This window comes from Rhodanobacter ginsengisoli, assembly GCF_042657065.1.
GTDB lineage: Bacteria > Pseudomonadota > Gammaproteobacteria > Xanthomonadales > Rhodanobacteraceae > Rhodanobacter > Rhodanobacter ginsengisoli.
Genome location: NZ_JBHSNF010000004.1, coordinates 40,376 through 64,746 on the forward strand (window position 1 = coordinate 40,376; position 24,371 = coordinate 64,746).

At 66.8% G+C, this 24,371-nt stretch carries 20 protein-coding genes; 14 read left to right on the forward strand and 6 right to left on the reverse strand.

Annotated elements, in window-relative coordinates; genetic code table 11:
- The first annotated feature begins 124 nt into the window (after positions 1-124).
- Complete coding sequence (locus tag ACFPPA_RS16270) at positions 125-1,108, forward strand: mitochondrial fission ELM1 family protein (protein WP_377322234.1); 984 nt, start codon at positions 125-127, stop codon at positions 1,106-1,108.
- Here ACFPPA_RS16270 and ACFPPA_RS16275 read toward each other — a convergent pair.
- On the reverse strand, positions 1,103-4,096 hold the full coding sequence (locus tag ACFPPA_RS16275; protein WP_377321820.1) for a diguanylate cyclase: 2,994 nt from the start codon (positions 4,094-4,096) through the stop codon (positions 1,103-1,105). The genes ACFPPA_RS16270 and ACFPPA_RS16275 overlap by 6 nt on opposite strands.
- A 142-nt stretch (positions 4,097-4,238) precedes the next feature.
- The gene (gene glnE, locus ACFPPA_RS16280) at positions 4,239-7,100 is read right to left on the reverse strand and encodes a bifunctional [glutamate--ammonia ligase]-adenylyl-L-tyrosine phosphorylase/[glutamate--ammonia-ligase] adenylyltransferase (RefSeq protein ID WP_377321822.1); all 2,862 of its coding nucleotides are present in this window, start codon (positions 7,098-7,100) and stop codon (positions 4,239-4,241) included.
- Between the two features lie 208 nt (positions 7,101-7,308).
- On the opposite strand from glnE, the gene ACFPPA_RS16285 reads away from it, so the two are divergent.
- Both ACFPPA_RS16285 and ACFPPA_RS16290 read left to right on the forward strand, forming a co-directional pair.
- A complete protein-coding gene (locus tag ACFPPA_RS16285) occupies positions 7,309-9,207 on the forward strand; it encodes an LTA synthase family protein (protein WP_377321824.1) in 1,899 nt (632 codons plus the stop codon).
- A gap of 226 nt (positions 9,208-9,433) precedes the next feature.
- Positions 9,434-9,928, forward strand: a complete 495-nt coding sequence (locus ACFPPA_RS16290) for a hypothetical protein (protein ID WP_377321826.1) — start codon at positions 9,434-9,436, stop codon at positions 9,926-9,928.
- 239 nt (positions 9,929-10,167) lie between these two features.
- Here ACFPPA_RS16290 and groL read toward each other — a convergent pair whose 3' ends face one another.
- Positions 10,168-11,820 (reverse strand): chaperonin GroEL, encoded by a 1,653-nt coding sequence (groL, locus tag ACFPPA_RS16295; RefSeq protein ID WP_377321828.1) that lies wholly within the window; start codon positions 11,818-11,820, stop codon positions 10,168-10,170.
- A gap of 127 nt (positions 11,821-11,947) precedes the next feature.
- The gene (locus tag ACFPPA_RS16300; protein WP_377321830.1) at positions 11,948-12,241 is read right to left on the reverse strand and encodes a co-chaperone GroES; all 294 of its coding nucleotides are present in this window, start codon (positions 12,239-12,241) and stop codon (positions 11,948-11,950) included.
- A 231-nt stretch (positions 12,242-12,472) separates the two neighbouring features.
- Between ACFPPA_RS16300 and cutA the strand changes: the two genes are divergently transcribed.
- From cutA to ACFPPA_RS16355, 11 genes are all read left to right on the forward strand, one after another.
- Positions 12,473-12,802, forward strand: coding sequence for a divalent-cation tolerance protein CutA (gene cutA, locus ACFPPA_RS16305; protein WP_377321832.1), 330 nt, complete (start codon positions 12,473-12,475; stop codon positions 12,800-12,802).
- 61 nt (positions 12,803-12,863) lie between these two features.
- Positions 12,864-15,047, forward strand: a complete 2,184-nt coding sequence (locus tag ACFPPA_RS16310) for a protein-disulfide reductase DsbD family protein (RefSeq protein ID WP_377321834.1) — start codon at positions 12,864-12,866, stop codon at positions 15,045-15,047.
- Positions 15,047-15,598: a TlpA family protein disulfide reductase gene (locus ACFPPA_RS16315; protein WP_377321836.1), complete on the forward strand. Its 552-nt coding sequence runs from the start codon at positions 15,047-15,049 to the stop codon at positions 15,596-15,598. Before ACFPPA_RS16310 ends, ACFPPA_RS16315 begins: the two co-directional genes overlap by 1 nt.
- A 141-nt stretch (positions 15,599-15,739) precedes the next feature.
- On the forward strand, positions 15,740-16,198 hold the full coding sequence (gene aroQ / locus ACFPPA_RS16320) for a type II 3-dehydroquinate dehydratase (protein ID WP_377321838.1): 459 nt from the start codon (positions 15,740-15,742) through the stop codon (positions 16,196-16,198).
- 77 nt (positions 16,199-16,275) lie between these two features.
- Positions 16,276-16,728, forward strand: a complete 453-nt coding sequence (accB, locus tag ACFPPA_RS16325) for an acetyl-CoA carboxylase biotin carboxyl carrier protein (protein WP_377321840.1) — start codon at positions 16,276-16,278, stop codon at positions 16,726-16,728.
- Between the two features lie 10 nt (positions 16,729-16,738).
- A complete protein-coding gene (gene accC, locus ACFPPA_RS16330; RefSeq protein ID WP_377321842.1) occupies positions 16,739-18,106 on the forward strand; it encodes an acetyl-CoA carboxylase biotin carboxylase subunit in 1,368 nt (455 codons plus the stop codon).
- 92 nt (positions 18,107-18,198) lie between these two features.
- Complete coding sequence (gene prmA, locus ACFPPA_RS16335; protein ID WP_377321844.1) at positions 18,199-19,164, forward strand: 50S ribosomal protein L11 methyltransferase; 966 nt, start codon at positions 18,199-18,201, stop codon at positions 19,162-19,164.
- A 104-nt stretch (positions 19,165-19,268) separates the two neighbouring features.
- Positions 19,269-20,126, forward strand: coding sequence for a zinc-ribbon and DUF3426 domain-containing protein (locus tag ACFPPA_RS16340; RefSeq protein ID WP_377321846.1), 858 nt, complete (start codon positions 19,269-19,271; stop codon positions 20,124-20,126).
- A 142-nt stretch (positions 20,127-20,268) separates the two neighbouring features.
- Positions 20,269-20,571: a helix-turn-helix domain-containing protein gene (locus ACFPPA_RS16345; RefSeq protein ID WP_377321848.1), complete on the forward strand. Its 303-nt coding sequence runs from the start codon at positions 20,269-20,271 to the stop codon at positions 20,569-20,571.
- Between the two features lie 67 nt (positions 20,572-20,638).
- On the forward strand, positions 20,639-22,249 hold the full coding sequence (gene purH / locus ACFPPA_RS16350) for a bifunctional phosphoribosylaminoimidazolecarboxamide formyltransferase/IMP cyclohydrolase (RefSeq protein WP_377321850.1): 1,611 nt from the start codon (positions 20,639-20,641) through the stop codon (positions 22,247-22,249).
- 96 nt (positions 22,250-22,345) lie between these two features.
- Positions 22,346-23,056: a glutathione S-transferase gene (locus tag ACFPPA_RS16355; protein WP_377321852.1), complete on the forward strand. Its 711-nt coding sequence runs from the start codon at positions 22,346-22,348 to the stop codon at positions 23,054-23,056.
- A gap of 9 nt (positions 23,057-23,065) precedes the next feature.
- Here the strand turns inward: ACFPPA_RS16355 and ACFPPA_RS16360 are convergent, their stop codons facing one another.
- Together ACFPPA_RS16360 and ACFPPA_RS16365 are read right to left on the reverse strand one after the other, a co-directional pair.
- Positions 23,066-23,497, reverse strand: a complete 432-nt coding sequence (locus tag ACFPPA_RS16360) for an EamA family transporter (RefSeq protein WP_377321854.1) — start codon at positions 23,495-23,497, stop codon at positions 23,066-23,068.
- Between the two features lie 75 nt (positions 23,498-23,572).
- Positions 23,573-24,091, reverse strand: coding sequence for a DUF2782 domain-containing protein (locus tag ACFPPA_RS16365; RefSeq protein ID WP_377321856.1), 519 nt, complete (start codon positions 24,089-24,091; stop codon positions 23,573-23,575).
- Positions 24,092-24,371: the final 280 nt, after the last annotated feature.

A 24,371-nucleotide genomic window follows, 5' to 3' on the forward strand; every position in this document is an offset into this window, starting at 1 on the left:
ATTGAAAGACGCGCCGACGGCGGCGCCAAGCTGGTCAGTGTATAGGTGGGCGCCGACGAACAGGCCATGGCTCCGGAGAACATACTGTGTTCATTTGCGAAACAATGCCGCGGTACCCATGACCATGCCGAAGCTGCAGGGAGAGTGCTGGGTCATCACCGATACCGCCGCCGGCAACCAGCGCCAGGCGCTGGCATTGGCCGAGCTGCTCGGCCTGCCCGTCCGGCATCTGATCCTCGAGCCACGCAGACCCTGGTCATGGCTGGCGCCGCGCCTGATGCTGGGGGGCCGGCCCGCCTTGCCTGCCGCCCAGCGCGAACTTTTCTCGCCACCGTGGCCCAGCGTGGCGATCGGCTGCGGCCGCGCCGCGGCGCTGTTCACCCGCCTGCTGCGCCCGCTGTCCGGGGGGCGCTGCTACACCGTGCAGATCCTCGACCCGCGCATGGATCCCGCGCACTGGGACCTGGTGATCGCCCCCCGGCACGATCGGGTTCACGGCACCAACGTGGTCCGGCTGCTGGGTTCATTGAACCCGATCGACGATACCTGGCTCGCCGATGGTCGCGCTTCCTGCCCGAGCTTTGCGGATCTGCCGCGTCCCCGCGTCGGCGTCTTGCTCGGTGGTCCGCGCCAGGGCATCGCGCTGGACGCCGCGTACGCTCGCGAGTTGCTCACCCACCTGCTTGACGCCCGCGAACGCGAAGGTGGCAGCCTGCTGGTGCTGGCCTCGAGAAGGACGCCGGCCGCCGTGATCGGAATCTTCCGCGATGCACTCAAGGAGATGCCCGGCCTGGTCTGGGCCGACCGCAGCGATGGCGCCAACCCTTATCCCGGCGTGCTGGGCTGGGCCGATCGTCTGCTGGTCACCCCGGACTCGGTCAACATGCTCAGCGAAGCCTGTGCCACGGGTTGTCCGGTGCAGACCTTCGTCAACGCACCGTTGCCTGCGAAGCTGGAGCGGTTTCATCAGGCGCTGCGTGAAGCCGGCTTGCTGCAGCGGTTCGGCGAGCCACCTTGGGCGGGACGAGCGCCACCGCTGCGGGAGACCACGGCGATCGCAGGCACCCTGCGCGAAAGGATCCGCGCGGCCCAGATGGGTCGCTCATGACACCAGTCGTACCCAGCGCAGCCGATCCGATGCCAGCAGCGCATCCAGTTGCGGCGCAAGAGGCCCGCGCATGATTTCGGCGGGCAGCAGCGTGCTGACGATCAGCCCTACGCAGGTATTGCGGCCATCGCGCTTGGCTCGATAGAGGGCAAGATCGGCCAGCTCGAGTGCCGCCTCGAAGGTGGCGGTGTCCGCGTAGGCGGTAATCGGGTGCGTGCTGAAGCCGATTGAACAGGTAAGCCGCAGCTTGCCGCCACGGCCGTCCGTGAAATCCTGTGCGGCGATATCACGGCGCAGGCGTTCGGCGATGTTCATCACGCCAGCGGCATCCATGTGCTGCAACAGCAGCAGAAACTCCTCTCCGCCCCAGCGCACGGTAATGTCGCTGTCGCGTCGCACCTCCGTGATCAGCCGGCCCAGCTCGCGCAATACGGCGTCGCCCACGGCGTGGCCATAGCGGTCGTTGACCTGCTTGAAATAGTCGATGTCGACCTGCAGCACACCGATGCGGTCGTTGTCCGACAGTATCCCGGGCAGACGCGTCATCAGGTAGCGCCGATTGTGCAGCGCGGTCAAGGTATCGGTATGGCTTTCCTGGGCCAGCGCGAGGTTGCTCACGCGCAGACGCTCGATCGCCCGCGCAAGCTGTTCCGTGCGCCCGGCGACTTCCGCCTCCAGCCACGCATTGCGCCGAGCCTGCACAAGCAGGCGCCACCTGACCAGCAGCACGATCGCCAGGCCCAGCAGCAGGAAGGCCGCACCGCGTACCAGGGTGCGTTCATACCAATGCGGCGCGACCTCCATGTCCAGATCCGCCTCGGGGCCGAATCCGGGTGTACCGGCGAGCGTCGCCGCCACACGGAAACGGTATTTTCCGGGCGGCAGATGGGTGTAGAACGCGGTGCGCCGACTCCCGGCTTCCTGCCAGGCCGCGTCGTAACCTTCCAGCCGATAGCGAAAGCGCATGGCGCCGATGCGCAGATAGGGTGCCGTGTAGGTGATCGCGAGGTCGCGCGCACCGCGGCGCAAATCGAATGCCTCGCCCGGGAACCGCCGGCCGTCGTGCTCGATCGATTCGATCATCGCCGCCGGTGCCGTCGGCCGTGAGCTGAGCGCGCGCGTGTTCAGCCCCAGCGCGCCATCGGTCGTGCTGTACCAGATGACGTCGCCATCGACCAGGCTGCGCGCACCCCCACCGCCGTTGCAGCAGTGGGTATTGCGCAGGCTGGTGGCACGTTCCTCACCGGCAAGCAGCTGCGGCGCGACCCGGCGCACCGGCGAACCGGGCAACGGCAATTGCACGAGCGGCAAGCGCCATACGCCGACCATCGAACCGGCATAAAGCTCACCGTCGAGTACATCGAGCGTCCAGACGTTGTCGCTGGGCAGGCCGTCCTTCCGGTCGGTCATGCGCAGTCGCCCGGCCTGCAGGACACCGACACCGGCGTCCATCGTGCCGATGCCGATCAGGCCCGGCCCGAGCGCAGCCAGGCGGGTGACGAAATGGCCGCGCAACGGCTCGGCCCAGGCCGGTTGCAGCCATTCGCCGTGCCGCCATTCGCGCACGCCATCCTCGGTCCCCAGATACAGGTGATTCGCCGCCAGCGGCAAAATCGAACGGATGGTCGCCGCGGCCGCCGAGGCATCCGGATCGAGGCGTTGCAGGTTCCCCTGATGCCAGCGATACAGGCCCCCGGATGTACCCACCCAGAAATCGTCGGCGGCCACTTCGCGGATGTCGTTGATCTGCCAGCGATCCAGCGCGGACAGGGCTGCCGGGGTCACGTTGCGGTCGTGGTCGTAAATCGCGAGGCCGGCGCGGGTGCCGACCCACAGGCGGCCTCGGCGGTCGTAGTACAGCTCGTACGCCGAGGGATTCGGCAAGTCGCTGCCGGCGATCAGGGGGCGCGCGCGGCTGCCGTCGAAGGTTTCCACATCGGAATTGGTGCCGAACACGATCCCGCCATCCGGCGCACGCGCAATGCTCCACACCAGCGCATCGGCGACCCCGTCACGGGTCGACACGCGCCGTGTCCAGCCATTCCAGACCCGGTACAGCCCTTCAATATGCGTACCCATCCAGAGATTGCCGGCGCGATCCTCGAACAGTGCCTGCACCCACGGGTGGTGCACGATATCGTCGTCATCGGCCCGTTCCGGGGCCGCCCCGGGCAGATGTCGATAGAGCGCCGGCACGGTGCCGATCCACAACGCGCCGGCACGGTCGGCCAGCAGGCTTTCAATCGAGATGGTGTCGAGTTCATGGCTCAGCCCGGCGGGCACGATGCGATTTCCGTCCAGTCGCATCAGCCCGCCGTGCGTACCCAGCCACAGGCTTCCGTCCGTGCTGGCCAGGTGGGTAATCGGCACCGGCTGATGGCCTGCGGAATCCAGCCCGACGCATGTCAAGGTTGACCCGTCGATCGGCGCGGGGAGACGGCATACGCGTCCCAGGCCACCGATCCACAGCGTCTTGCCAACGCGCAGCAGGCTGAAGGCCGGCCCGGCGAAGCCTGCCAGCGGAACGATCCTGCCGTCGCGTACACGTGCCAGACCCTTCGAGGTGGCCAGCAACGGCGTGCCATCGCCGGCATCGGCGATCGCGTTGACCGCGTTGCCACCCCATGCGCTGAAATGACCGTCGCGCTCGCGCAACAGGCCGTGCGTACCGCCGAACCAGACCTGCCCGAGCGGGTCGGCCCACGCCGCAACGAGCATGCTGGTGTCGACCCCGGTGCGAACCCGGTCGAACGTGACGAAATGCGCGCCATCGAAACGCGCCACCGCACTCTGCGTATTGATCCACAGGAAGCCGGCCCGATCCTCGGCCATGCCGAGCACCGTGATCTGTGGCAGGCCCTGCTCGACACTCCAGTGATCGAGCACCATCGCATGGAAAGGCGTCTGCGGATCCAGCGCCGCCGCGGGTCGCACACCGGTCAGGCAGACCGCGATGACGGACAGGATCGTGTACAGCGCTCGTGTCATGCCACTCCCTGCCGCGACGTCGATATTTTCCCTGCCACCCGGCTTCCGGGCCGACTTCGCCCGATCTTGCCCCGTGATCTACCTGTCGGACAAGCGGCGCATGCCCGGCGCACCCGGCTCCCTCGGCATATCTGCACGACGCTCAGGCCAGGCTGCCGGACATGCCGAAGCTGAAACCCAGGGCATCGGTGACCTGGCGTACGCCGGTGCACAGCTGTTCCAGTTCGGCATCGCGCGGCGCGATGCGCGAGCGCAGGTCCAGCGTGCAGGCCAGGGCGCGCCGCAGCAGTTCGGCGTGCGCCAGGGTCAACGTCGCCGCCTGAGCGCTGTCGAGCAGGCCGGCGGCGCGGCAGGCCTCGATCAGGCCGGCGTTGGCGGTGACGCCGAGCAGTCCCGGTTGCCGTGCCGCGTGCGCCAGCACCAGTCCCTGCAGCGCGAATTCGATATCGAGCAGGGCGCCGTGACCCTGTTTCAGATCGAGCTGGCGCTCGTCCGAGCGGTCGCGTTCGGCGCGCCAGCGCTGGCGCATGCTGCTGACCTCGGCCATGACCGTCGCGCGCTCGCGCGGCACCGCAAGAATCCCGCGACGTACCTCGCCCAGTTCACGATTGAGCGCGGCATCGCCGGCCACCGGGCGGGCGCGCAGCAGCGCCTGATGCTCCCACGTCCAGGCGCGGCTCTGCTGGTAGGCGATGAACGCATCGAGGCTGCTGACCAGCAGGCCCTTGGAGCCGTCCGGACGCAGCCGGGTATCCACCTCATACATGCGCCCGGCACGGGTCAGCACGGTCAGCCAGTTCATCACCCGCTGGGCCAGCCGCTGATACCAGCGGGCACCTTCCAGCGGTCGCGCGCCATCGCTCATCGCCTGCGCGCGACGGCCGTCGTAGACGAACACCAGGTCCAGATCCGAGGCAAAGCCGAGTTCCTCGCCACCAAGGCTGCCGTAACCGAGCACGGCAAAGCCGGAGCCGTCACCGGGCAGGCGCCCGTGCTGAGCAACCAGCTCGCGCTCGGCCAGCGCAAGCACGGCACTGACCACCGACTCGGCGAGGGCGGCCAGCCGGCGTGCGGTAGCCACCGCATCGACGCGGGTATCGTTGAACGCCAGCCCGAGCCGGAACGCGGTGGACGAGCGGAATTCGTTGATCCGCTCGAGCTCGGCCTCGGCCTCGCGCTCGTCCAGCGTACTCAGCACGCGGGCGATCTCGGCGGTGATGTCGGCGCGCTTGAATGGCAGCTGGTCGATGCGCGGGTCGAGCACGTCGTCCAGCAGCAGCGGCTGTGCGATCACCCGCTCGGCCAGGAACGCGCTGTCGGCGAACAACCTGACCAGCCGCTGGCGCGCCGCCGGCTGCTCCTCCAGCAAGGCCAGGTAGGACGAGCGCCGCGCCACGGCCTGCATCAGCCGGCACAGTCGCAACAGGCTCGGTACCGGCGCGGCGGTGGCGCGCGCGGCACTGAACAACTGCGGCATGAGGCGATCCAGGCGCTCGCGCGAACGCGCCGACATCGCGCGCACCTGCGACGCCTGTGGCAGCTTCAGCAACGCATCGGTCAATTCGCCCGCCGCCGGAAAGCCGGAAGCCGCCAGCGTGGCCACATCGAGCGCCTCGTCGCAGGCCAGCTGCCACAAACGCACGTCGGCCGCCGGCACGCCCACCGCCTGGCCATCCTGCGGCATCAGCACCGCGGCAAACTCCTCGCTGACGATGGCGCGATGCCTGGCCAGCGCCTGGTTCAGCGTGTCCCAGTCCGGATAGTCCAGGCTCAGCGCGATGCGCTCGCGACTGAGCGCATCATCGGGGATGTCGTGCGTCTGCGCATCGCGCAACATCTGCACCCGGTTCTCGACCCGGCGCAGCAGCATGTAGGCCTCGCGCAGCATGCGTGCCCGCGTGGCCGGGATGTGACCGCGCGCCTCGCACGCGGTCAGCGCCGGCAACAGGCCGCGCACGCGCAGGCTGGGTTCGCGTCCGCCACGGATCAGCTGCGCCAGCTGCACGATGAACTCGATCTCGCGGATACCGCCGGGGCCGAGCTTGAGGTTGTCGGCCAGGTCCTTGCGCGCGACCTCGGCATCGATCAGCGCCTTCATCTCGCGCAATCCCGCGAACGCGGTGTAGTCGAGATACTTACGATAGACGAACGGCCGCAGCAGCTCCTGCAGTTGCTTGCCGTCGGCGCGATCGCCGGCTACCGGTCGCGCCTTGATCCAGGCATAGCGTTCCCAATCGCGTCCCTCGCTCTGGTAGTACTGCTCCATCGCGGCGAACGACAGCGCCAGCCGCCCGGCGTTGCCGAACGGGCGCAGGCGCATGTCGACCCGGGCACAGATGCCGTCCATGGTCGGCTCGTGCAACAGCCGCACCAGTTGGCGACCCAGCCGCACGAAGTACTCGCTGTTGTCCAGCGAACGCGCGCCGTCGGTCTGCCCGCCTTGCGGGTAGGCGAACACCAGATCGATATCGGAGGAGAAGTTCAGCTCACCGCCGCCGAGCTTGCCGAAGGCGATCACCAGCAGCCGCTGGCGCACGCCGTCGTGGCTGCGGCTGTGGCCATAGCGCAGGGCCAGCGCCCGCTCGGACCAGTCCAGCGCCACGCCGAGCAATGATTCGTAGAGCACGCTGGTGGCGGAGAGGGTTTCCGGCAGCTCGTCCAGCCCGTTGACGTCGCGGAACACCAGCCGCAACGCCTCGGCATGGCGGAAGCGACGCAGGGCGACCATGCAGCCGGCTTCGTCATCGGGCAGCTTCAAGGCATCGATGCGCGCGCTGGCATCGGCACTCGAGCGCAAGCGCTCCAGCCCCTGCGGCGCCAGCAACTGTGGCTGGCGGCACCACACGTCGAACGCGAAATCGCTGGCCAGCACCGTGCGCCGGATCCGTTCGGCGACACCGGCATCGTCGTGCAGCGGCACTCCCGCCGCCCGGCAACGGGCCACCAGATCGCCGTAGCGATCGTCGATCAGTGCACGCAGCGCGGGGGATTCATGCAGGGACATCGGTCCATTGTGCCGTAGTCAGTGTCACCTGCCGACCGGAACGCACGTGACCGGCCCTGTGCACTCCTGACGCGCCGGCGCGTTGTCTGACTGCGCACGGGCTCGGGACTCAGCGTCGAAAGTACCGCCCGCCGGATGCCTACTTGCCGTTCATCTAGGCCCGATTACATTTGTTTGTCCATACCATGACAGCAAGCACAGGACTGGCATGCCCCAGAATTTCCCGAACCCACCTTCCCGCTGGCGTGTACTGCTGCCGCGCATCGGCTTGCTGGTGGCACTGGTGCTGGCGTTCGTGCTGCTGACCGGCCTGCTCGATGGCGGGATCGGCGTGGCTCCGCTGCGCCTGTTCGACCAGCCACGATTCCCGCTGGCCAATGCACTGCCAGGCCTGCTGCTGGCCGGCGTGCTGCTGGCGCTGAGCAATCGCCCGTTGCTGTCGTTCGGACTGGCCTTCGTGCTGGAAGGGCTGGTGTACGGCGTCAACCTGCTCAAGGTGGCCAACCTCGGCACGCCCCTGCTGCCGGACGACTTCCGCATGATCGGCCAGTTGCGCAAGGGCGGCATGCATGTGCTGGCGGGTTATCTGCCGCACAGCCCCTGGCCGTATCTGGCCCTGCTCGGGGCGCTGGCGCTGGTGGTCATGGCCTGGCGGTTCGAGCCGCCGCTGTTCCGGCGGCATCGCCGCAAGCGGCTGGCCGCTGGCGGCATACTGGCGCTGACCCTGCTCAGCATGCTGGCCAGCGTGTCCGCGTGGGGGAAGATCTACAACGCCAGGGTGCTCTGGCTGGAGCCGTGGTCGGCGTCCGTGACGACCGTGCATTCGGGCCTGATCAGTTCGCTGATGCTGTTCCACCTGCAATATGGCGGCAGCCAGCACAAGCCCGACCGCGCTGCCGCGGTGAAGCTGATCGAGCAGTCGAAGCCCGCCTTGCTGCAATCGATGCAGGAGCCGACGGCAGCCACCGAAGCACCCGATATCGTGGTGGTGCAGAGCGAATCGCTGTTCGATCCGACCATCATGCGCGGCTACGAGCACAGCAACTTCCTGCCGAACCTGCGCCGGCTGGCTGCCCACGGCATCAGCGGCGAGCTGCACGTCCCGACCTTCGGCGGCGGCACCATCCGCACCGAATTCGAGGTGCTCAGCGGGTTGTCGCTGCGCTACTTCGACAACCTGCAGTTCCCCTACCTGCAGATGAGTCACAAGGCATTGCCGAGCCTGGTGCGTGTGCTGAGTGCGCATGGCTACACGACGATGGCGCTGCATGGCAACGATCCGTCGTTCTGGAACCGCACCACCGCATTCAAGGCGCTCGGCTTCGATCGCTTCGTGTCGCAATCGGCTTTCCCCGCCGATGCCGCGAAAGACGGCAAGTACATGGCCGACAGCGCGATGACCGACGAAATCATGACCCAGCTGAAGGACTCGGGGCCGCCGCAGTTCCTGTTCGCCATCAGTATCGAGGCACACGGCCCGTACGACGTCGAACCGGCCAACACGGCCGAGCGCGATGCGATCCCGGTGCCCGATGGCATCACCGGCCGGGACAAGCTGGAGCTGCAGACCTACCTCTATCACATCGGCCATGCGGACGCCGAACTCGGCCGGCTGGTGAAGTGGCTGGCCCAGCGCAAGCGACCCAGTCTGGTGCTGTTCTACGGCGATCACCTGCCAGCGCTGAGCAACAGCTATCACATCGCCGGCTTCGTCGACGGCGGCGACATGCTGAGCCAGGCTGGCACCTGGCTGCTGGTCGACCCGCAGCACCCCCTGGCCAAACCGGTCCACCTGGATACCGCCTCATGGCTGCTGCCCGGCAAGTTGCTGGCGCAGGCCGGCATCCACAACGATCCGTATTACGCACTGACCCAACTGGTCGGCCCCTCGCTGGCCGCCCTCACCGAAGCCCCGGGCGCACCGCCCCCGACCGAAGGCAGCGCACAGCAACAGCTCGACCTGGCCATGGCCAGCGTCGACCAGCTGCGCCTGAGCAACAAGCTGGACAAGTTGCTGCCGAACACGCCAGCGGTTCCCGCGGCCGATTTGGCTCGCGGCGGCGAGGCCCCGGCCAGTCCATCGGCGGTGGTCCCGCACTCGCGTTAGGCCCGGGCGGACGCAGTTCATTCGGGCCCCTTCGCCCGCTCGGGCGAATCCGGCCGATCCCACGTGCGTGGGTGCCGCCGTCCGGCGAGACCGGGATCGATCCCGATTCACCTGAACCTGAATTCAGCGAGCTGTCTGCCCGCTTAAGCCGAGACCCGCTGTTCACGTGACAGTGGGGGCATCACGTCCAGGGTGGGGCCCACATCCCCGATTGGAGGTCACATTGATGCGCAAGACTCTGTTTGCTGTTTATATCGCCGGTGCCTGCATGCTGACCGCCCCCGCGTTCGCCCAGGTCAATCTCGGCGGTGCTGCCCAGGTGGGCGCCGGCGTGAACGCGGGCGTGGCGGTACCACCGGTCGCGCATACGCTGGATCAGGCCGGCGCCCGGACCGGCCAGACCCTGCATCGTACCGCTCGCCACGCGACGGACCTGACCCGCAAGACCGCCGATCGGGGTCGTGCAGCCGTCGACGCACACGGCAACACCGCAGCCCAAGTTCGCACCGCTGGCACCCTGGATGCGGGCGCGGCAGGCCGCCGCGCCAGCGAGATCGGCCACGCCGTCAGCCATCGGGCTCGCCGCAACGCCCGGTCGGCGGCACGTAGCGGCGAACATGCGGCACGCAGAAGCGGGAAGATGGTCAGCCATGCCACGAGCGGACCATCCGTCGAAGCCGATGCCAGGGTGAATGCAGACGTCGACGCACACGGCCATTGAGTCCATAGCGCGCACAGCCGGCTCCGGGAAACCCTCTCCCGGGGCCGGTTTTTTTTGCCGCCCGTCTGAAGGGATGGAATCGATGCCGAGGTCTGCCATCCCACCGGAAGTCCCCACGCGAGGTGACCGCGCTTGTCCTTGCCGACCCGTTTTCGGTCGCCCGATCGGCAAGTTCCCGCAAAGAAAAACCCCGCTCAAGGCGGGGTTTTTCCTGACTGGTGCAATCTGGAAAGCGGGACTTAGAAGTCCATGCCGCCCATGCCGCCCATGCCGCCGCCCATGCCACCGCCGCCATGGCCGTGGCCTTCGTCCTTCTTCGGCAGCTCGACAACGATCGCCTCGGTGGTGATCGCCAGACCGGCAACCGATGCAGCGTGCTGCAGCGCGGTGCGGGTGACCTTGGTCGGGTCCAGGATGCCCATCTCGACCATGTCGCCGAACTCGCCGGTGGCGGCGTTGTAGCCGAAGTTGCCGGTGCCTTCCTTGACGCGGTTGACGATGACCGACGGCTCTTCGCCGGCGTTGGAGACGATCGCACGCAGCGGCGCTTCCAGCGCACGACGGGTGATCGCGATGCCCAGGTCCTGATCGGTGTTGTCACCCTTCAGGCCGACCACCGCCTTCAGCGCGCGGATCAGCGCGACGCCGCCGCCCGGAACCACGCCTTCCTCGACCGCTGCGCGCGTGGCGTGCAGGGCGTCTTCGACGCGGGCCTTCTTTTCCTTCATCTCGATCTCGGTGCCGGCACCGACCTTGATCACGGCAACACCGCCGGCCAGCTTGGCCACGCGCTCCTGCAGCTTCTCGCGGTCATAGTCGGACGAGGTCTCCTCGATCTGCGCCTTGATCTGGCCGATGCGCGACTGGATCTTCTCCGCTTCGCCGGCACCGTCGATGATCGTGGTGTTTTCCTTGGTGATGACGATGCGCTTGGCGCGACCCAGGTCGGCGATCGTGGTCTTCTCCAGCGACAGGCCGACTTCCTCGGACACGACCTGGCCGTTGGTCAGCACCGCGATGTCTTCCAGGATCGCCTTGCGACGGTCACCGAAGCCCGGCGCCTTGACGGCGGCGACCTTGACGATGCCACGGATGGTGTTGACCACCAGCGTGGCCAGCGCCTCGCCCTCGACTTCCTCGGCGACGATCAGCAGCGGCTTGCCGGCCTTGGCGACGGCTTCCAGCACCGGCAGCAGCTCGCGCACGTTCGACACTTTCTTGTCGTGGATCAGGATGTACGGGTCGTCCATCTCGACCTGCTGCGAGGTCTGGTTGTTGATGAAGTACGGCGACAGGTAGCCGCGATCGAACTGCATGCCCTCGACCACGTCCAGCTCGTTCTCCAGGCCCGAACCTTCCTCGACCGTGATCACGCCTTCCTTGCCGACTTTCTTCATCGCGGTGGCGATGATGTCGCCGATGTTGGTGTCGGAGTTGGCCGAGATCGTGCCGACCTGGGCGATTTCCTTGTCGTTCGCGGTCGGGTTGGACAGCTTCTTCAGCTCGCCGACGGCGGCGATCACCGCCTTGTCGATGCCGCGCTTCAGGTCCATCGGGTTCATGCCCGCAGCGACGGCCTTGAGGCCTTCCTGGATGAACGCCTGGGCCAGCACGGTGGCGGTGGTGGTGCCGTCACCGGCGACGTCGGACGTCTTGGACGCGGCTTCCTTGACGATCTGCGCGCCGAGGTTCTCGTACTTGTCGGCCAGCTCGATCTCCTTGGCGACGGACACGCCGTCCTTGGTGATCGTGGGGGCGCCGAAGCTCTTCTCGAGCACGACATTGCGACCCTTCGGGCCGAGCGTGACCTTGACCGCGTTGGCCAGGGTGTTGACGCCTTTCAGCATGCGGGCGCGGGCGTCTTCGCCGAAACGTACTTCTTTAGCTGCCATTTTCTTGAACCTTTAGAAATGAGGGAATAGGAGTGAGAAACGAGGGAACAGCAGGAGCAGGAGATCCGAGGCTGCGCGGTTGACGCGCTCTACTCTTTTCTCGCTTCTCCGCATGTTTCCTGCTTGATCAGCCTTCGATAACAGCCACGATGTCGTCTTCCTTCAGGAACACCAGATCTTCGCCGTCGATCTTGATTTCCTGGCCGGCGTACTTGCCGAACAACACGGTGTCACCGGCCTTCAGCGACATCGGGCGCACCTTGCCGTCGCTCATGATCAGACCGGTGCCGGCGGCGACGACCTTGCCGCGGGTGGGCTTTTCGGTGGCGCTGTCGGGAATGACGATGCCGCCGGCGGAAACGCGCTCTTCTTCGAGACGCTTGACGATGACGCGATCATGCAACGGACGCAGTGTGCTCATGGATGACTCCAACTGTCGATTGAGGTGGGACAAGGCTTTCAAGACCGGGACCGGCTATCTTGTTAGCACTCGGTGCAAATGAGTGCCAATTTTAGCGCCGCAGCGCCCCGCTGCAAGTACTTTGAACCGGGGACCCCAAGCTAATTGGGTAGACCGGGCGGCCTTTCAAGGGCCAACATGCAAATCGACCCGTCCCGATCACATCGCGCACTTTTCTTCCTGCCGCCGCCCATGCCGACTCCCCCCACCGTCCTGCTCTGTTACTGCAGCTGCCCCGATGCGGTCAGCGCGCAGCGTATCGCCGAAGCGCTGGTGCGGGAGCGCCTGGCGGCCTGCGTCAACCACTTGCCCGGCATCACCTCCACCTATCGCTGGGACGGCGCGGTGACCACCGACAGCGAGGCCCTGTTGCTGATCAAGACCACCGTCGCCCGGTTCGAGGCGCTCACGGCGCGCCTGCTGGAGCTGCACCCCTACGACCTGCCGGAGTTGATCGCGGTTCCGGTGGAACGTGGCCATGCCGCCTATCTGGAGTGGGTGCGCGCGAACGCCACAGGCTGACGAAAGCTCCCGACGCGGCGGGTGGGCCATAATGCGGGCTCGCACTTTTTCTGGAGTCGTGATGCGACTGTTAGTTGCGGGTCGAGGCGCCACGCGTCTGCTGGTCTGGCTGGGCTTGCTGCTCGCGGCATCGCCGTTGTTCGCGCAGGGCACCGACGACCTGCTGCCGGTGACCGAAGCCTACCGGCTGCAGGCGGATGCGGGCACGCCGGGCCTGCTGAAGCTGCACTGGACCATCGCGCCGGACTACTACCTGTATCGCGGCCGCATGAAATTCAAGGCCGGCGATGGCGTGACGCTGGGCCAGGCGCGGCTGCCGGACGGCGAGAAGCATCACGACGAATATCTTGGCGATGTAGAGACCTACCACCACGGCATCGACGCCGTGCTGCCGTATACGCTGGCCGCCGGCACGAGCCGGCTGCGCCTGAGCGTGCAGTACCAGGGCTGCCATGAAGTCGACCCGAAGATCTGCTACCCCCCGCATACCGAGCAACTCGACCTTGCGCTGCCGTCGGCTCCGGGCATCGCCCCGGCGGCGGCCAGCGGCAATCCGCTGGGTGCCGCGCTCAGCCGGCTCGGCAGCAGCCCGAGCGATGCATCGGGCGGCCTGAATGCCGCGCCGCTGCCCGCGGAGCAAGCCTTCCGATTCGATGCGCTGGCGCAGGAGCCGCATCGGTTGCTGCTGCGCTGGACGATGCCGAAGGGCTATTACCTGTACCGCGATCGGACCACGTTGAAACTCGGCGACGGGGCCGGCCTCCGACTGAAACCCGTGTGGCCGGCCGGCACCACGCATCACGACGAGCACTACGGCGACGTCACCGTATATTTCAACCAGGTCGAGCTCCCCGTCACGATCGAGGGTGAGCTGGCCGGCCGCACCCGGCTGACTCTCGAGGCCAGTTTCCAGGGTTGCCAGGAAGGTGGCTTGTGCTATCCGCTGATGAACCGCACGGTGAGCGTGGATCTCGGCGGCAGTGCCGCCTCCACGCCGCCCGAACTGCCGCCCGCCGAAGCCACTCCGGCCCCGTTGCAGGCGAGCCTGCTGGTCGCGCTGCTGCTCGCGCTGGGCGGGGGACTGGTGCTGAACCTGATGCCATGCGTGCTGCCGGTGCTGTCGATCAAGGCGGTCAGCGTGCTGGAGAGCCGCGAAAGCCACGCCTCCGCCCGACGGCACGCGCTGCTCTACAGCGCCGGTGTCCTGAGCAGTTTCGCCGCACTCGGCATGGGCCTCCTCGCGTTGCGCACGGCCGGTCATGCACTGGGCTGGGGCACCCAGCTGCAACAGCCGCTCGTGGTGGCCGTCCTGGCCTGCGTGATGCTGGCGGTGGGACTGTCGATGTCGGGCGTGGTGCAGTTCGGCGCCTCCCTGGGCAATACCGGTGCCGGCCTGGCCATGCGCTCGGGTCCCGCCGGCGATTTCTTCACCGGGGTGCTTGCCGTCGTGGTGGCCAGCCCCTGCAGCGCGCCGTTCATGGGCAGCGCACTGGCTTATGCGTTTGCCGCACCGACGCTGGCGGCGCTGCTGGTGTTCCTGGCGCTGGGCCTCGGGCTGGCGTTGCCGTTCCTGCTGATCGGCTTCGTGCCCGCGCTGGCGCGCCTGCTGCCGCGGCCCGGGCGCTGGATGGAGACGCTGAAGCAGGTGCTGGCGTTCCCGATGTACCTGACCGCCGCCTGGCTGGTCTGGGTACTGGCGAACCAGCGTGGCGCCGACGCGGTGGGCCTGGTGCTGGTGGCGATGGTGCTGCTGGCGATGACCTTGTGGTGGTTCGAGCGCAGCCGCTCGCGTGGGCTCGCCAGTCGCGCACTGGTCGCCGTCCTCGCCGCGGCCACGCTGGCGCCGATGTACCTGCTCACCCACATACCGCGCTCCTCCGCCGCCACCCCGGCCGAGGACGGCGTGATCGCCTACAGTCCGGCAAGACTCGCCAGCTTGCGCGCGGCCGGCACCCCGGTGTTTGTCGACATGACCGCCGACTGGTGCGTCACCTGCAAGGCCAACGAACATGCCGTGCTCGACACGCAGGCATTCCGCGACCTGCTCGAACGCACTGGTGCGGTCTACATGAAAGGAGACTGGACCGACGTCAATCCGACCATCAGCGCGTTCCTGCAGCAATATCACTCGCCCGGCGTCCCCCTGTACGTGGTGTTCCCCAAAGACGGCGGCCCCGGCAGACAGCTGTCGACGGTACTCAGCACCTCGATGGTCGAGCAGGCGCTGACGGAAGCGGCGCGCTGATGCTCGGTCGCGGCAACTGGCTGATCCTGGGCCTGGCCGTGCTGGCCGCCGGCATCGGCGGCATCGCCGAACATCGCCGCCAACCGGCGCTGTCGATGGAGGACGGCACCGATTCCGCGCTCATCGGTCATGCCGTACCCGCGCTCACCCTGCCCGACCTCGACGGCAAGCTGCACTCGCTCAGCGACTATCGGGGCCAGCGCCTGCTGCTGAATTTCTGGGCAAGCTGGTGCGGCCCGTGCCTGGACGAGATGCCGACATTGAACCAGGCGCAGAAAAAGTTCGGCGAAAAAGGGGCGATCGTCGTCGGTATTGCCATGGATGAACCTGATCGCGTCAGGGCATTTCTGGCCGCACATCCGGTAAGTTACCCGATGTTAGTAGGTCAATTGGCGTCACCCAGCAGCTCGGAAAAATTGGGCGATGAAGACCAGATACTGCCATATAGCGTGCTTATCGACGGCGATGGGCGCATTCTGGCGACACATAGAGGTTCTTTGTCCACCTCCCGGCTGGATCGGTGGCTGGCACCTGCGACAGGGCAGCGCTGAACAAGGGTCGACATACGCTTCCGCACGGGAATCCCGTACTTCTCCGCCAAACATCGCCGATCTGCGGTGAACTGGACAACATTCCCGACTGCGCGCACACTGCGCCGATTCCGGGTCTCCGGACGCAAGCGGGACGGTTTCGTGGCGAAGATCCTGGTCCTGCATGGACCCAACCTCAACTTGCTGGGTGCACGCGAGCCGCAGATCTACGGTCGCGAAACGCTGGCCGATATCAACCAGCGACTGGCCGAACACGCGCTGTCGGCCGGACATGAACTGCAGTGGTTCCAGTCCAATGCCGAGCACGAACTGATCGGCCGCATTCACCAGGCCCGGGACGACCAGACCGCGCTGATCCTGTGCAATGCCGGCGCATTCACCCACACCAGTATTGCGTTGCGCGACGCGTTCGCCGCCGTGGCGATCCCGTTCATCGAAGTGCATTTGTCCAATGTGTACGCCCGCGAGTCCTTCCGCCATCACTCCTATCTGTCCGATCTCGCCATCGGAGTGATCTGCGGCTTCGGCAGCGACAGCTATGGCCTGGCGCTGGATGCCGCCATCCGGCGGCTGCAGGTACCGGCATCCGGCGCGGCATAACGCGAACTCCCGGCCGCGAGGCCGACCTCATTCCCTTCCAGCCACCCCGGTGGCATGACTGACCAAAGGCTGATCCTATGGATTTGCGCAAAATCAAGAAACTGATCGACCTGCTCGAGGAATCCAACCTCGCCGAACTGGAAATCAAGGAAGGCGAGGAAGTGGTTCGCCTGTCGCGCGTGCCCAAGAACACCGCGCCGGTCGCCGCACCCGTCGCCGTGGCCGCGGCACCCGCACCGGTCGCGGCACCCGTCGCCGCGGCGGTCGAAGTCCCGGCAGCCGATGCCTTGCCCGCCGGCCATGTGGTGAAGGCGCCGATGGTCGGCACGTTCTACGCGTCGGCCAGCCCGGGCACGCCGGCCTTCGTCAAGGTCGGCCAGCAGGTCAAGGCCGGCGAAACACTGGGCATCATCGAGGCGATGAAGATGTTCAACCAGATCGAGGCCGACGTGGCCGGCACCGTGCAGGCGATCCTGGTCGAGAACGGCCAACCGGTGGAATTCGACGAACCCATGTTCGTGATTGCCTGAGGCCGCCCGGATGCTCGAGAAGGTCGTCATCGCCAATCGCGGCGAAATTGCGCTGCGTATCCTGCGCGCCTGCCACAGTCTGGGCATCAAGACCGTGGCGGTGCATTCCACCATCGACAGCAACCTCAAGCACGTCGGTCTCGCCGACGAGTCGGTATGCATCGGACCGGGGCCGTCGGTCGACAGCTATCTCAATATTCCGCGCATCATCGCCGCGGCGGAAATCACCGATGCCCAGGCGATCCATCCGGGTTACGGTTTCCTGTCCGAGCGCGCCGATTTCGCCGAGCAGGTCGAGCAGTCCGGCTTCATCTTCATCGGCCCGACCGCCGAGGTGATCCGGCTGATGGGCGACAAGGTGGAGGCGATCCGCGCCATGAAGGCCGCGGGCGTGCCCTGCGTGCCCGGCTCCGGCGGCCCGCTGGGCGAGGAGACCGACGAGAACATCCGCATCGCCCGCGAGATCGGCTACCCGGTGATCATCAAGGCCGCCGGCGGCGGCGGCGGCCGTGGCATGCGCGTGGTGCGCACCGAGGCACACCTGGCCAACGCCATCACGATGACCAAGCAGGAAGCCAAGGCCGCCTTCGGCAACGATCAGGTGTACATGGAGAAGTTCCTGGAAAATCCGCGCCACGTGGAGATCCAGGTGCTGGCCGATGGCCAGGGCGGCGCGATCCACCTGGGCGAGCGCGACTGCTCGATGCAGCGTCGCCACCAGAAGGTGGTCGAGGAGGCACCGGCGCCCGGCATCACGCCCGAACAGCGCGCGCGGATCGGCAAGGTCTGCGTCGACGCCTGCCTGCGCATCGGCTATCGCGGCGCCGGCACGTTCGAGTTCCTGTACGAGAACGGCCATTTCTACTTCATCGAGATGAACACCCGCATTCAGGTCGAGCATCCGGTGACCGAGTTGATCACCGGCGTCGACCTGGTGCGCGAACAGCTGCTGATCGCCGGTGGCGAGAAGCTGACGATCACGCAGGACGACGTGACGTTCCATGGCCACGCCATCGAATGCCGCATCAACGCCGAGGATCCCGACAGCTTCATGCCGTCGCCGGGAACGGTGAAGCGTTTCGAGGCCCCCGGTGGCCCCGGCGTGCGCGTCGACACGCACCTGTACGACGGTTACAAGATTCCGCCCAACTACGACTCGATGATCGGCAAACTGATCGTGCACGGCCCCGACCGCGAAACCGCGATCGCGCGCATGCGCCTGGCGCTGGCCGAAACGGTGATCGAGGGCGTGAAGTGCAACATCCCGCTGCAACAGCGGATCATGGCCGACGTCGGTTTCCAGCAGGGCGGCCAGAACATCCACTATCTGGAAAAGCGGATGGCGGAACAGAAAGGTCATCCGCCCGCCGATCATTGATCGGAGCACTGGACCGGCACCATGGCGAACCCCGCCGCCTGCTCTCGGCATGCGGCGGGCATCGCCCTGCTCAACTTATCCATGGACTTCCCATGCCCTGGCTCGAACTTTCCCTTACCGTGCGCATCGACCAGCAGCCCGGCGCCGAAGAAGCGCTCGGGGATCTCGGCGCGCTGTCGATCACGCTGCGCGATGCCGATGCGGAGACACCGGACGAACAGGCCATCTTCGAGCCCGGCGTGGGCGAGCTGCCGCTGTGGCCCACGATCACCCTGAACGCACTGTTCGATGAGCACGCCGATCGTCGCGGACTCGTCGAAGCGCTGGGCGAATTGCTGCCATGGCTGGAGCCGGCGCACCTGCAGTTTCACGAGGTTGCCGACCAGGATTGGGAACGCGCCTGGATGGACCAGTTCAAGCCGATGCCGTTCGGCCGGCGCCTGTGGATCTATCCATGGAACATCGAGCCGCCCACGCACAACGAGAGTGGCGACGAGGAACTGGTGGTGGTGCGGCTCGACCCCGGCCTCGCGTTCGGCAGCGGCACCCATCCGACCACCGCGCTGTGTCTGGAGTGGCTCGACGGCCTCGAGCTCCATGGCAAGACGCTGACCGACTTCGGTTGCGGCTCGGGCATCCTGGCAATCGCCGCGCTGAAGCTGGGCGCCGCCAGCGCGGTGGGTGTCGACAATGACCCGCAGGCACTCATCGCGTCGGCCGACAACGCCGAGCGCAATGGCGTGGCCGAGCGACTGACGTTGTTCCTGCCGCAGGATTTTGCCACCGCGGCCACTCCTGCGCATCCTGCGCCCGCGGCACTTGTGCATCCATGCATATCGCCGGCCGACGTCTTCATCGCCAACATCCTCGCCGGACCGCTCGGTGAACTTGCCCCCACGTTTGCCGCAGCCGCCAGAGCGGGAGCACCGTTTGCGATCTCAGGCATCCTGCTCGGCCAACAGGACGAACTGCTGCAGCGTTACGCCGAATGGTTCGAGGAGCTGCGCGTGGACACGCGCGATGACTGGGTCCGCATCAGCGGTCGCCGCCGCTCCTGAGCCGCGCGACGATACCGGTCAACCGGATCGTCGCGATGCATGACCCATGCAGGCGACCCTGGTCATCCTGCTAAGCTTGCGCGGTATTGATCGAAGCGGCCTGCATGTATACCCAATGCCCCGAATGCCTGTCGGTCTATTCGCTGGATGTGCACACCTTTGCGCAGGCGCACGGCCATGTGGTGTGCGGTCACTGCGGAGCCGGCTTCGACAGCGTCGCCACCCTCACCGAACAGCTGCCGCCCGAACCGTTCGTCGAGCTGCCGGTGAACGAGCCCGCGCTCGAACCGCCCTGCGTCGACCTGGTGGTCTATCGCCCGCGGACCGAGCCACCGGCGGTGATCGGGGAAGAGGCGGTCGTCGCCGCCGCGCCGGCAACCGAGGACTTCACCCAGCTGGTGTTTGCGCCCCGTTTTGCCCGCGAGCCGCGGGCGCGCCGCCAACCCAGGCATCCCAGGCACAGCGCACGTCCATCCCGCGCACGTTCTTCCGGGATGCGCCAGTGGCCCTGGGTCATTGCCTGCACCCTGTTGACCCTGTCGCTGGTGGCGCAGCTGGCCTGGGCCGAGCGTGACCCCTTGCTGCGCAACCCCACCGTCGGCGGCTGGCTGCGCAGCAGCTGCAGCGTGCTCGGCTGCGAACTGCCGCTGGTCGCTGCTCCGCAGCAACTGCACCTGATCGCCAGCAACGTGCAGGCCCACCCCAGCGTACCCGGAGCACTGATGATCAGCGCCAGCGTGCGCAACGACGCGGCTTTCGCGCAGCCGTATCCGGTATTGACCATCACCTTGTCCAACGCCCGGGGCCAGCGCGTGGCCATGCGCCGGCTGCAGCCGCGCGAGTATCTCGACGACAGGGCGATTCTTCAGCGCGGCCTGGCCCCGGGAGCCAGTGCCGTACTGCTGCTGGAGGTCGAGGATCCCGGCGACAAGGCTGTCGCGTTCGAGTTCGGCTTCGATTAGCACTTAAAATTATCCCCGCGCACGGGTAGACTCGACCCTCGCGCAGAGTGCCGACCGGCATTCGAAACCCGCCGCGAACTTCAACACCAGTCATAACCACAATCCGCGGCCCATGCAGCCGTCGCTTCGTACGTGAGGGGAGATGCCCGTGAATGCCGTAAGACTGCCTGCTGCCGGGGCCGCAACACAGACCTCGTCGCAAAGTGCAGGCTCGCAAAGTGCATTGAGCGAGTGCGTCAGCCGCACGGTACGCCGCTACCTGGCCGACATCGGCGATACCGAATGTGCCGAGGGACTGCATGCTCTCGTGCTTCGAGAGGTCGAGGTTCCGTTGCTGCGCGAGGTGCTGGCGTTCCATGACGGCAACCAGAGCCGCGCAGCCAGCGCGCTGGGTATCAACCGCGCCACCCTGCGCAAGAAGCTGGCCGCCCACGGCCTGCTGTAACTCCCGCGAAAACAGCCGATCATCCAGACGGCTATAATGAGCGGCTTTCCCCTCCTGGAAACCCGCCATGCCCTCCCCCCAGCTCGTCCCGATTCGTCGCGCCCTGCTCAGCGTCTCCGACAAGACCGGACTGATCGATCTGGGCCGACGCCTCGCCGCGGCCGGCGTGGAACTGCTGTCCACCGGCGGCAGTGCGAAGGCGCTGCGCGAGGCCGGTATCGCGGTCATCGAGGTCAGCGACGTCACCGGCTTTCCCGAGATCATGGACGGTCGGGTCAAGACGCTGCACCCGAAAGTGCATGGCGGCCTGCTCGGCCGACGCGGCACCGATGACGCGGTGATGGCCGAACTCGGCATCGCGCCGATCGACCTGCTTGTGCTGAACCTGTATCCGTTCGAGAGCACCGTGGCCAGGGCGGATTGCACGCTGGAGCAGGCCATCGAGAACATCGATATCGGCGGGCCGGCGATGCTGCGTTCGGCCGCGAAGAACTGGAACGACGTGGGCGTGCTGACCTCGCCCGACCAATACGACGACGCGCTGGCCGAGATCGAGAGCCAGGGCGGCCTCGGCCGGGCCACCCGTTTCAGGCTCGCCGTCGCCGCATTCAACAACGTGTCCAACTACGACGGCGCGATCAGCGACTACCTGTCGGGCCTGCAGCTCAACCCGACGCAGGACGCGATCGCCGGCCACGCCGCCTTCCCGGCCCAGGTCAACAGCCGCTTCGTCAAGCTGATGGACCTGCGCTACGGCGAGAACCCGCATCAGCAGGCAGCGTTCTATCGCGACCTTCATCCGGCGCCGGGGACGCTCGCCACCTTCCGCCAGTTGCAGGGCAAGGAGTTGTCGTTCAACAACATCGCCGATGCCGATGCGGCCTGGGAATGCGTGCGCAGCTTCAGCAAGCCGGCCTGCGTGATCGTCAAGCACGCCAACCCGTGCGGTGTCGCGGTGAGCCTGGAGGGCATCGGCCGCGCCTACGACCTCGCCTACCAGACCGATCCCACCTCGGCGTTCGGCGGCATCATCGCATTCAACCGCGAGGTCGACGGCGCCACCGCGCGCGCGATCGTCGAACGCCAGTTTGTCGAGGTGGTGCTGGCGCCGGCCTATGCCGATGACGCGCTGAAAGCCTTCCTGAAAAAGGGCAACGTGCGCGTGCTGGTCATTCCGCTGCCGACGGAGGGCGAGCTGCTGCACGCCCATCCCGGCAACCACTCGAAGCGGGTCGGCTCGGGTCTGCTGATCCAGACCGCCGACCTCGGCATGATCGACGCGGCGGACCTCAAGGTGGTCACCCGGCGTGCGCCGAGCGAAGCGGAAGTGCACGACCTGATCTTCGCCTGGAAGGTGGCCAAGTTCGTCAAGTCGAACGCCATCGTCTACGCGAAGAACCGCCAGACCATCGGCATCGGCGCCGGCCAGATGAGCCGCATCTACAGCGCACGCATCGCCGGCATCAAGGCGGCCGACGAGAAGCTCGAGGTGCGCGGTTCGGTGATGGCCTCCGATGCGTTCTTCCCGTTCCGCGACGGCATCGACGCCGCCGCCGACGCCGGCATCCGCGCGGTGATCCAGCCGGGCGGCTCGATGCGCGACGCCGAGGTGATCGCCGCCGCCGACGAGCACGACATCGCGATGGTGTTCACCGGCATGCGCCACTTCCGCCACTGAGAGCGCGTGCAACCCTGCAGGAGCACGCTGTGCGCTCCTGCACGCTCCGTAGAGGTGCTCCGTTCCAGCATCGACCTCTTCGCTCCGGAGGCTGCCATGCATTATCAGCTGTATTACTGGACGGGCATTCAGGGCCGCGGCGAGTTCGTCCGACTGGCACTGGAGGACGTCGGCGCCAGCTACGAGGACGTGGCCCGTGTCGAGGGAGACGGCGCCATCGCGCGCTTTCTCGACGGCAGCCATGAAGGTGCCCTGCCGTTCGCCCCGCCGTTTCTCAAGGCCGGGCGACGGGTGATCGCGCAGGTGGCGAACATCCTGCAATACCTCGGGCCGCCGCTCGACCTGGTGCCCGACAGCGAAAGCCAGCGGCTCTACGCGCATCAATTGCAACTGACCGTCAGTGATCTGGTGGCCGAGGTGCACGACTGCCACCATCCGATCGCCAGCAGCCTGTATTACGCGGATCAGCGCACCGAAGCGTTCCGCCGGGCGGCGAATTGGCGGGAGCATCGCCTGCCCCGGTTCCTGGGCTATTTCGAACAGGTGCTGGAGCGCGCCGGCGGTCGCCATGCCCTGCGCGAACATTCGTATGTCGATCTTTCGCTGTTCCAGCTGATGGTCGGGCTGGGCTATGCATTCCCTCGCGCGATGCAGCGCCTGGAGCCCGGATTGCCATGCTTGCGTGCGTTGGCCGCGCGGGTGGCGGAGCGTCCCCGCATCGGAGCCTACCTGCGATCCCCGCGGCGGCTGGCGTTCAACGAGGACGGCATCTTCCGGCACTACCCGGAACTGGACGATTCGCGCTGAACCCGGCGCTCAGAACAAGGCGATCACCATCGCGCCGGCGACGATCAGCATGCCGCCGATCAGCAGCGGCCAGCTCGGCCGCTCACCGAGAAACACCAGGCCGAGCACGATCGCCAGTGCGACGCTGAGTTTGTCGATCGGCGCCACCTTGCTGACCGGCCCCAGTTGCAACGCCCGGTAGTAGCACAGCCACGACAGGCCGGTGGCGATGCCGGACAACACCAGGAACAGCCAGCTGTGCCACGGCAGACCGGTCGGCTTGACCCATTCCTGCCGCAGGCTGAGGATGCCCGCGGTGACGATCAGGATGACGATGGTGCGGATGAAGGTAGCGAGGTTGGAATTGATGCCGACCACGCCGAGCTTGCCGAACAACGCCGTCAGCGCCGCGAACAGCGCCGAGCCGAGGGCAAACAGCAGCCAGCTTTCACGCAGTTGCATCGCGCCGCCCTTCGCTGAAAGTGGGACTCCGATGGGTCCGCTGCCGGGTAACCCTCGGGTCACCCGACGGGAAACTCAGTGGCTGCCGTCGCCCGGCGCCGGCGTGGCGGATTCCGCTTCGCCCGGTTCCGCGGCGGGCGGTTTGCTCTTGCCCCATTCCAGGATCTTGTACATCACCGGACCTACCGGCTTCTGCCCGTGCTCGTCCACCAGCCGCCCCTGGGGATCGACCATGTAGGTTTGCTGGATACCGTTCTTCGGCGTCACCACCACCATGTAGACACGGCCATTGCGGCTGTATTCCTGGATGCTGTTGTCGCCTTGCTGGCGCACCTGCACGTCCGGTATCGAGGCATCCCTGCCCAGTCGGCTATCGCCGCTCTTCATCGCCGGCAGGGTCAGCGGTTGCAGGTTCGGCTTCGCAGTGCCGGCCGGCGACGCCTTGGCGGGCGACTTCGTTGGCGGCGCCACCGCCTTGACCCCCGGATCGTTGATCCCGGGCGGCGGCGGCACCGGTGCCGGTGACGATGACTGGGCGAACACGCTTGCAGCGAACAGGACGCTGGCGGCAGCCAGCAAGGCAGCGGTTTTCATGGCAGCAACCTCGATCGGGGATTTGAGCATAGCAGCGCCTTCGGCGGACTTTCGTGAAGCGCGACGTTTCGCCGTGCATGCGAGAATGGTCGGGGTGTGCTGACCCGTGCGAAGCAGGCCGCGTTGCGCTGCCGTGGTTGTCAGGCGGTGATGTGCAGCGCAGGCCTTGCTCATCGCATGGTCAAGCTGCGCGCCGCCGCATGGCGGACACGACAGGGCAACCCGCAGGGCCGGGTCTGTCTGCCGGCAGCCCCGCGTCATCATTCGGTCGTGTATCGAC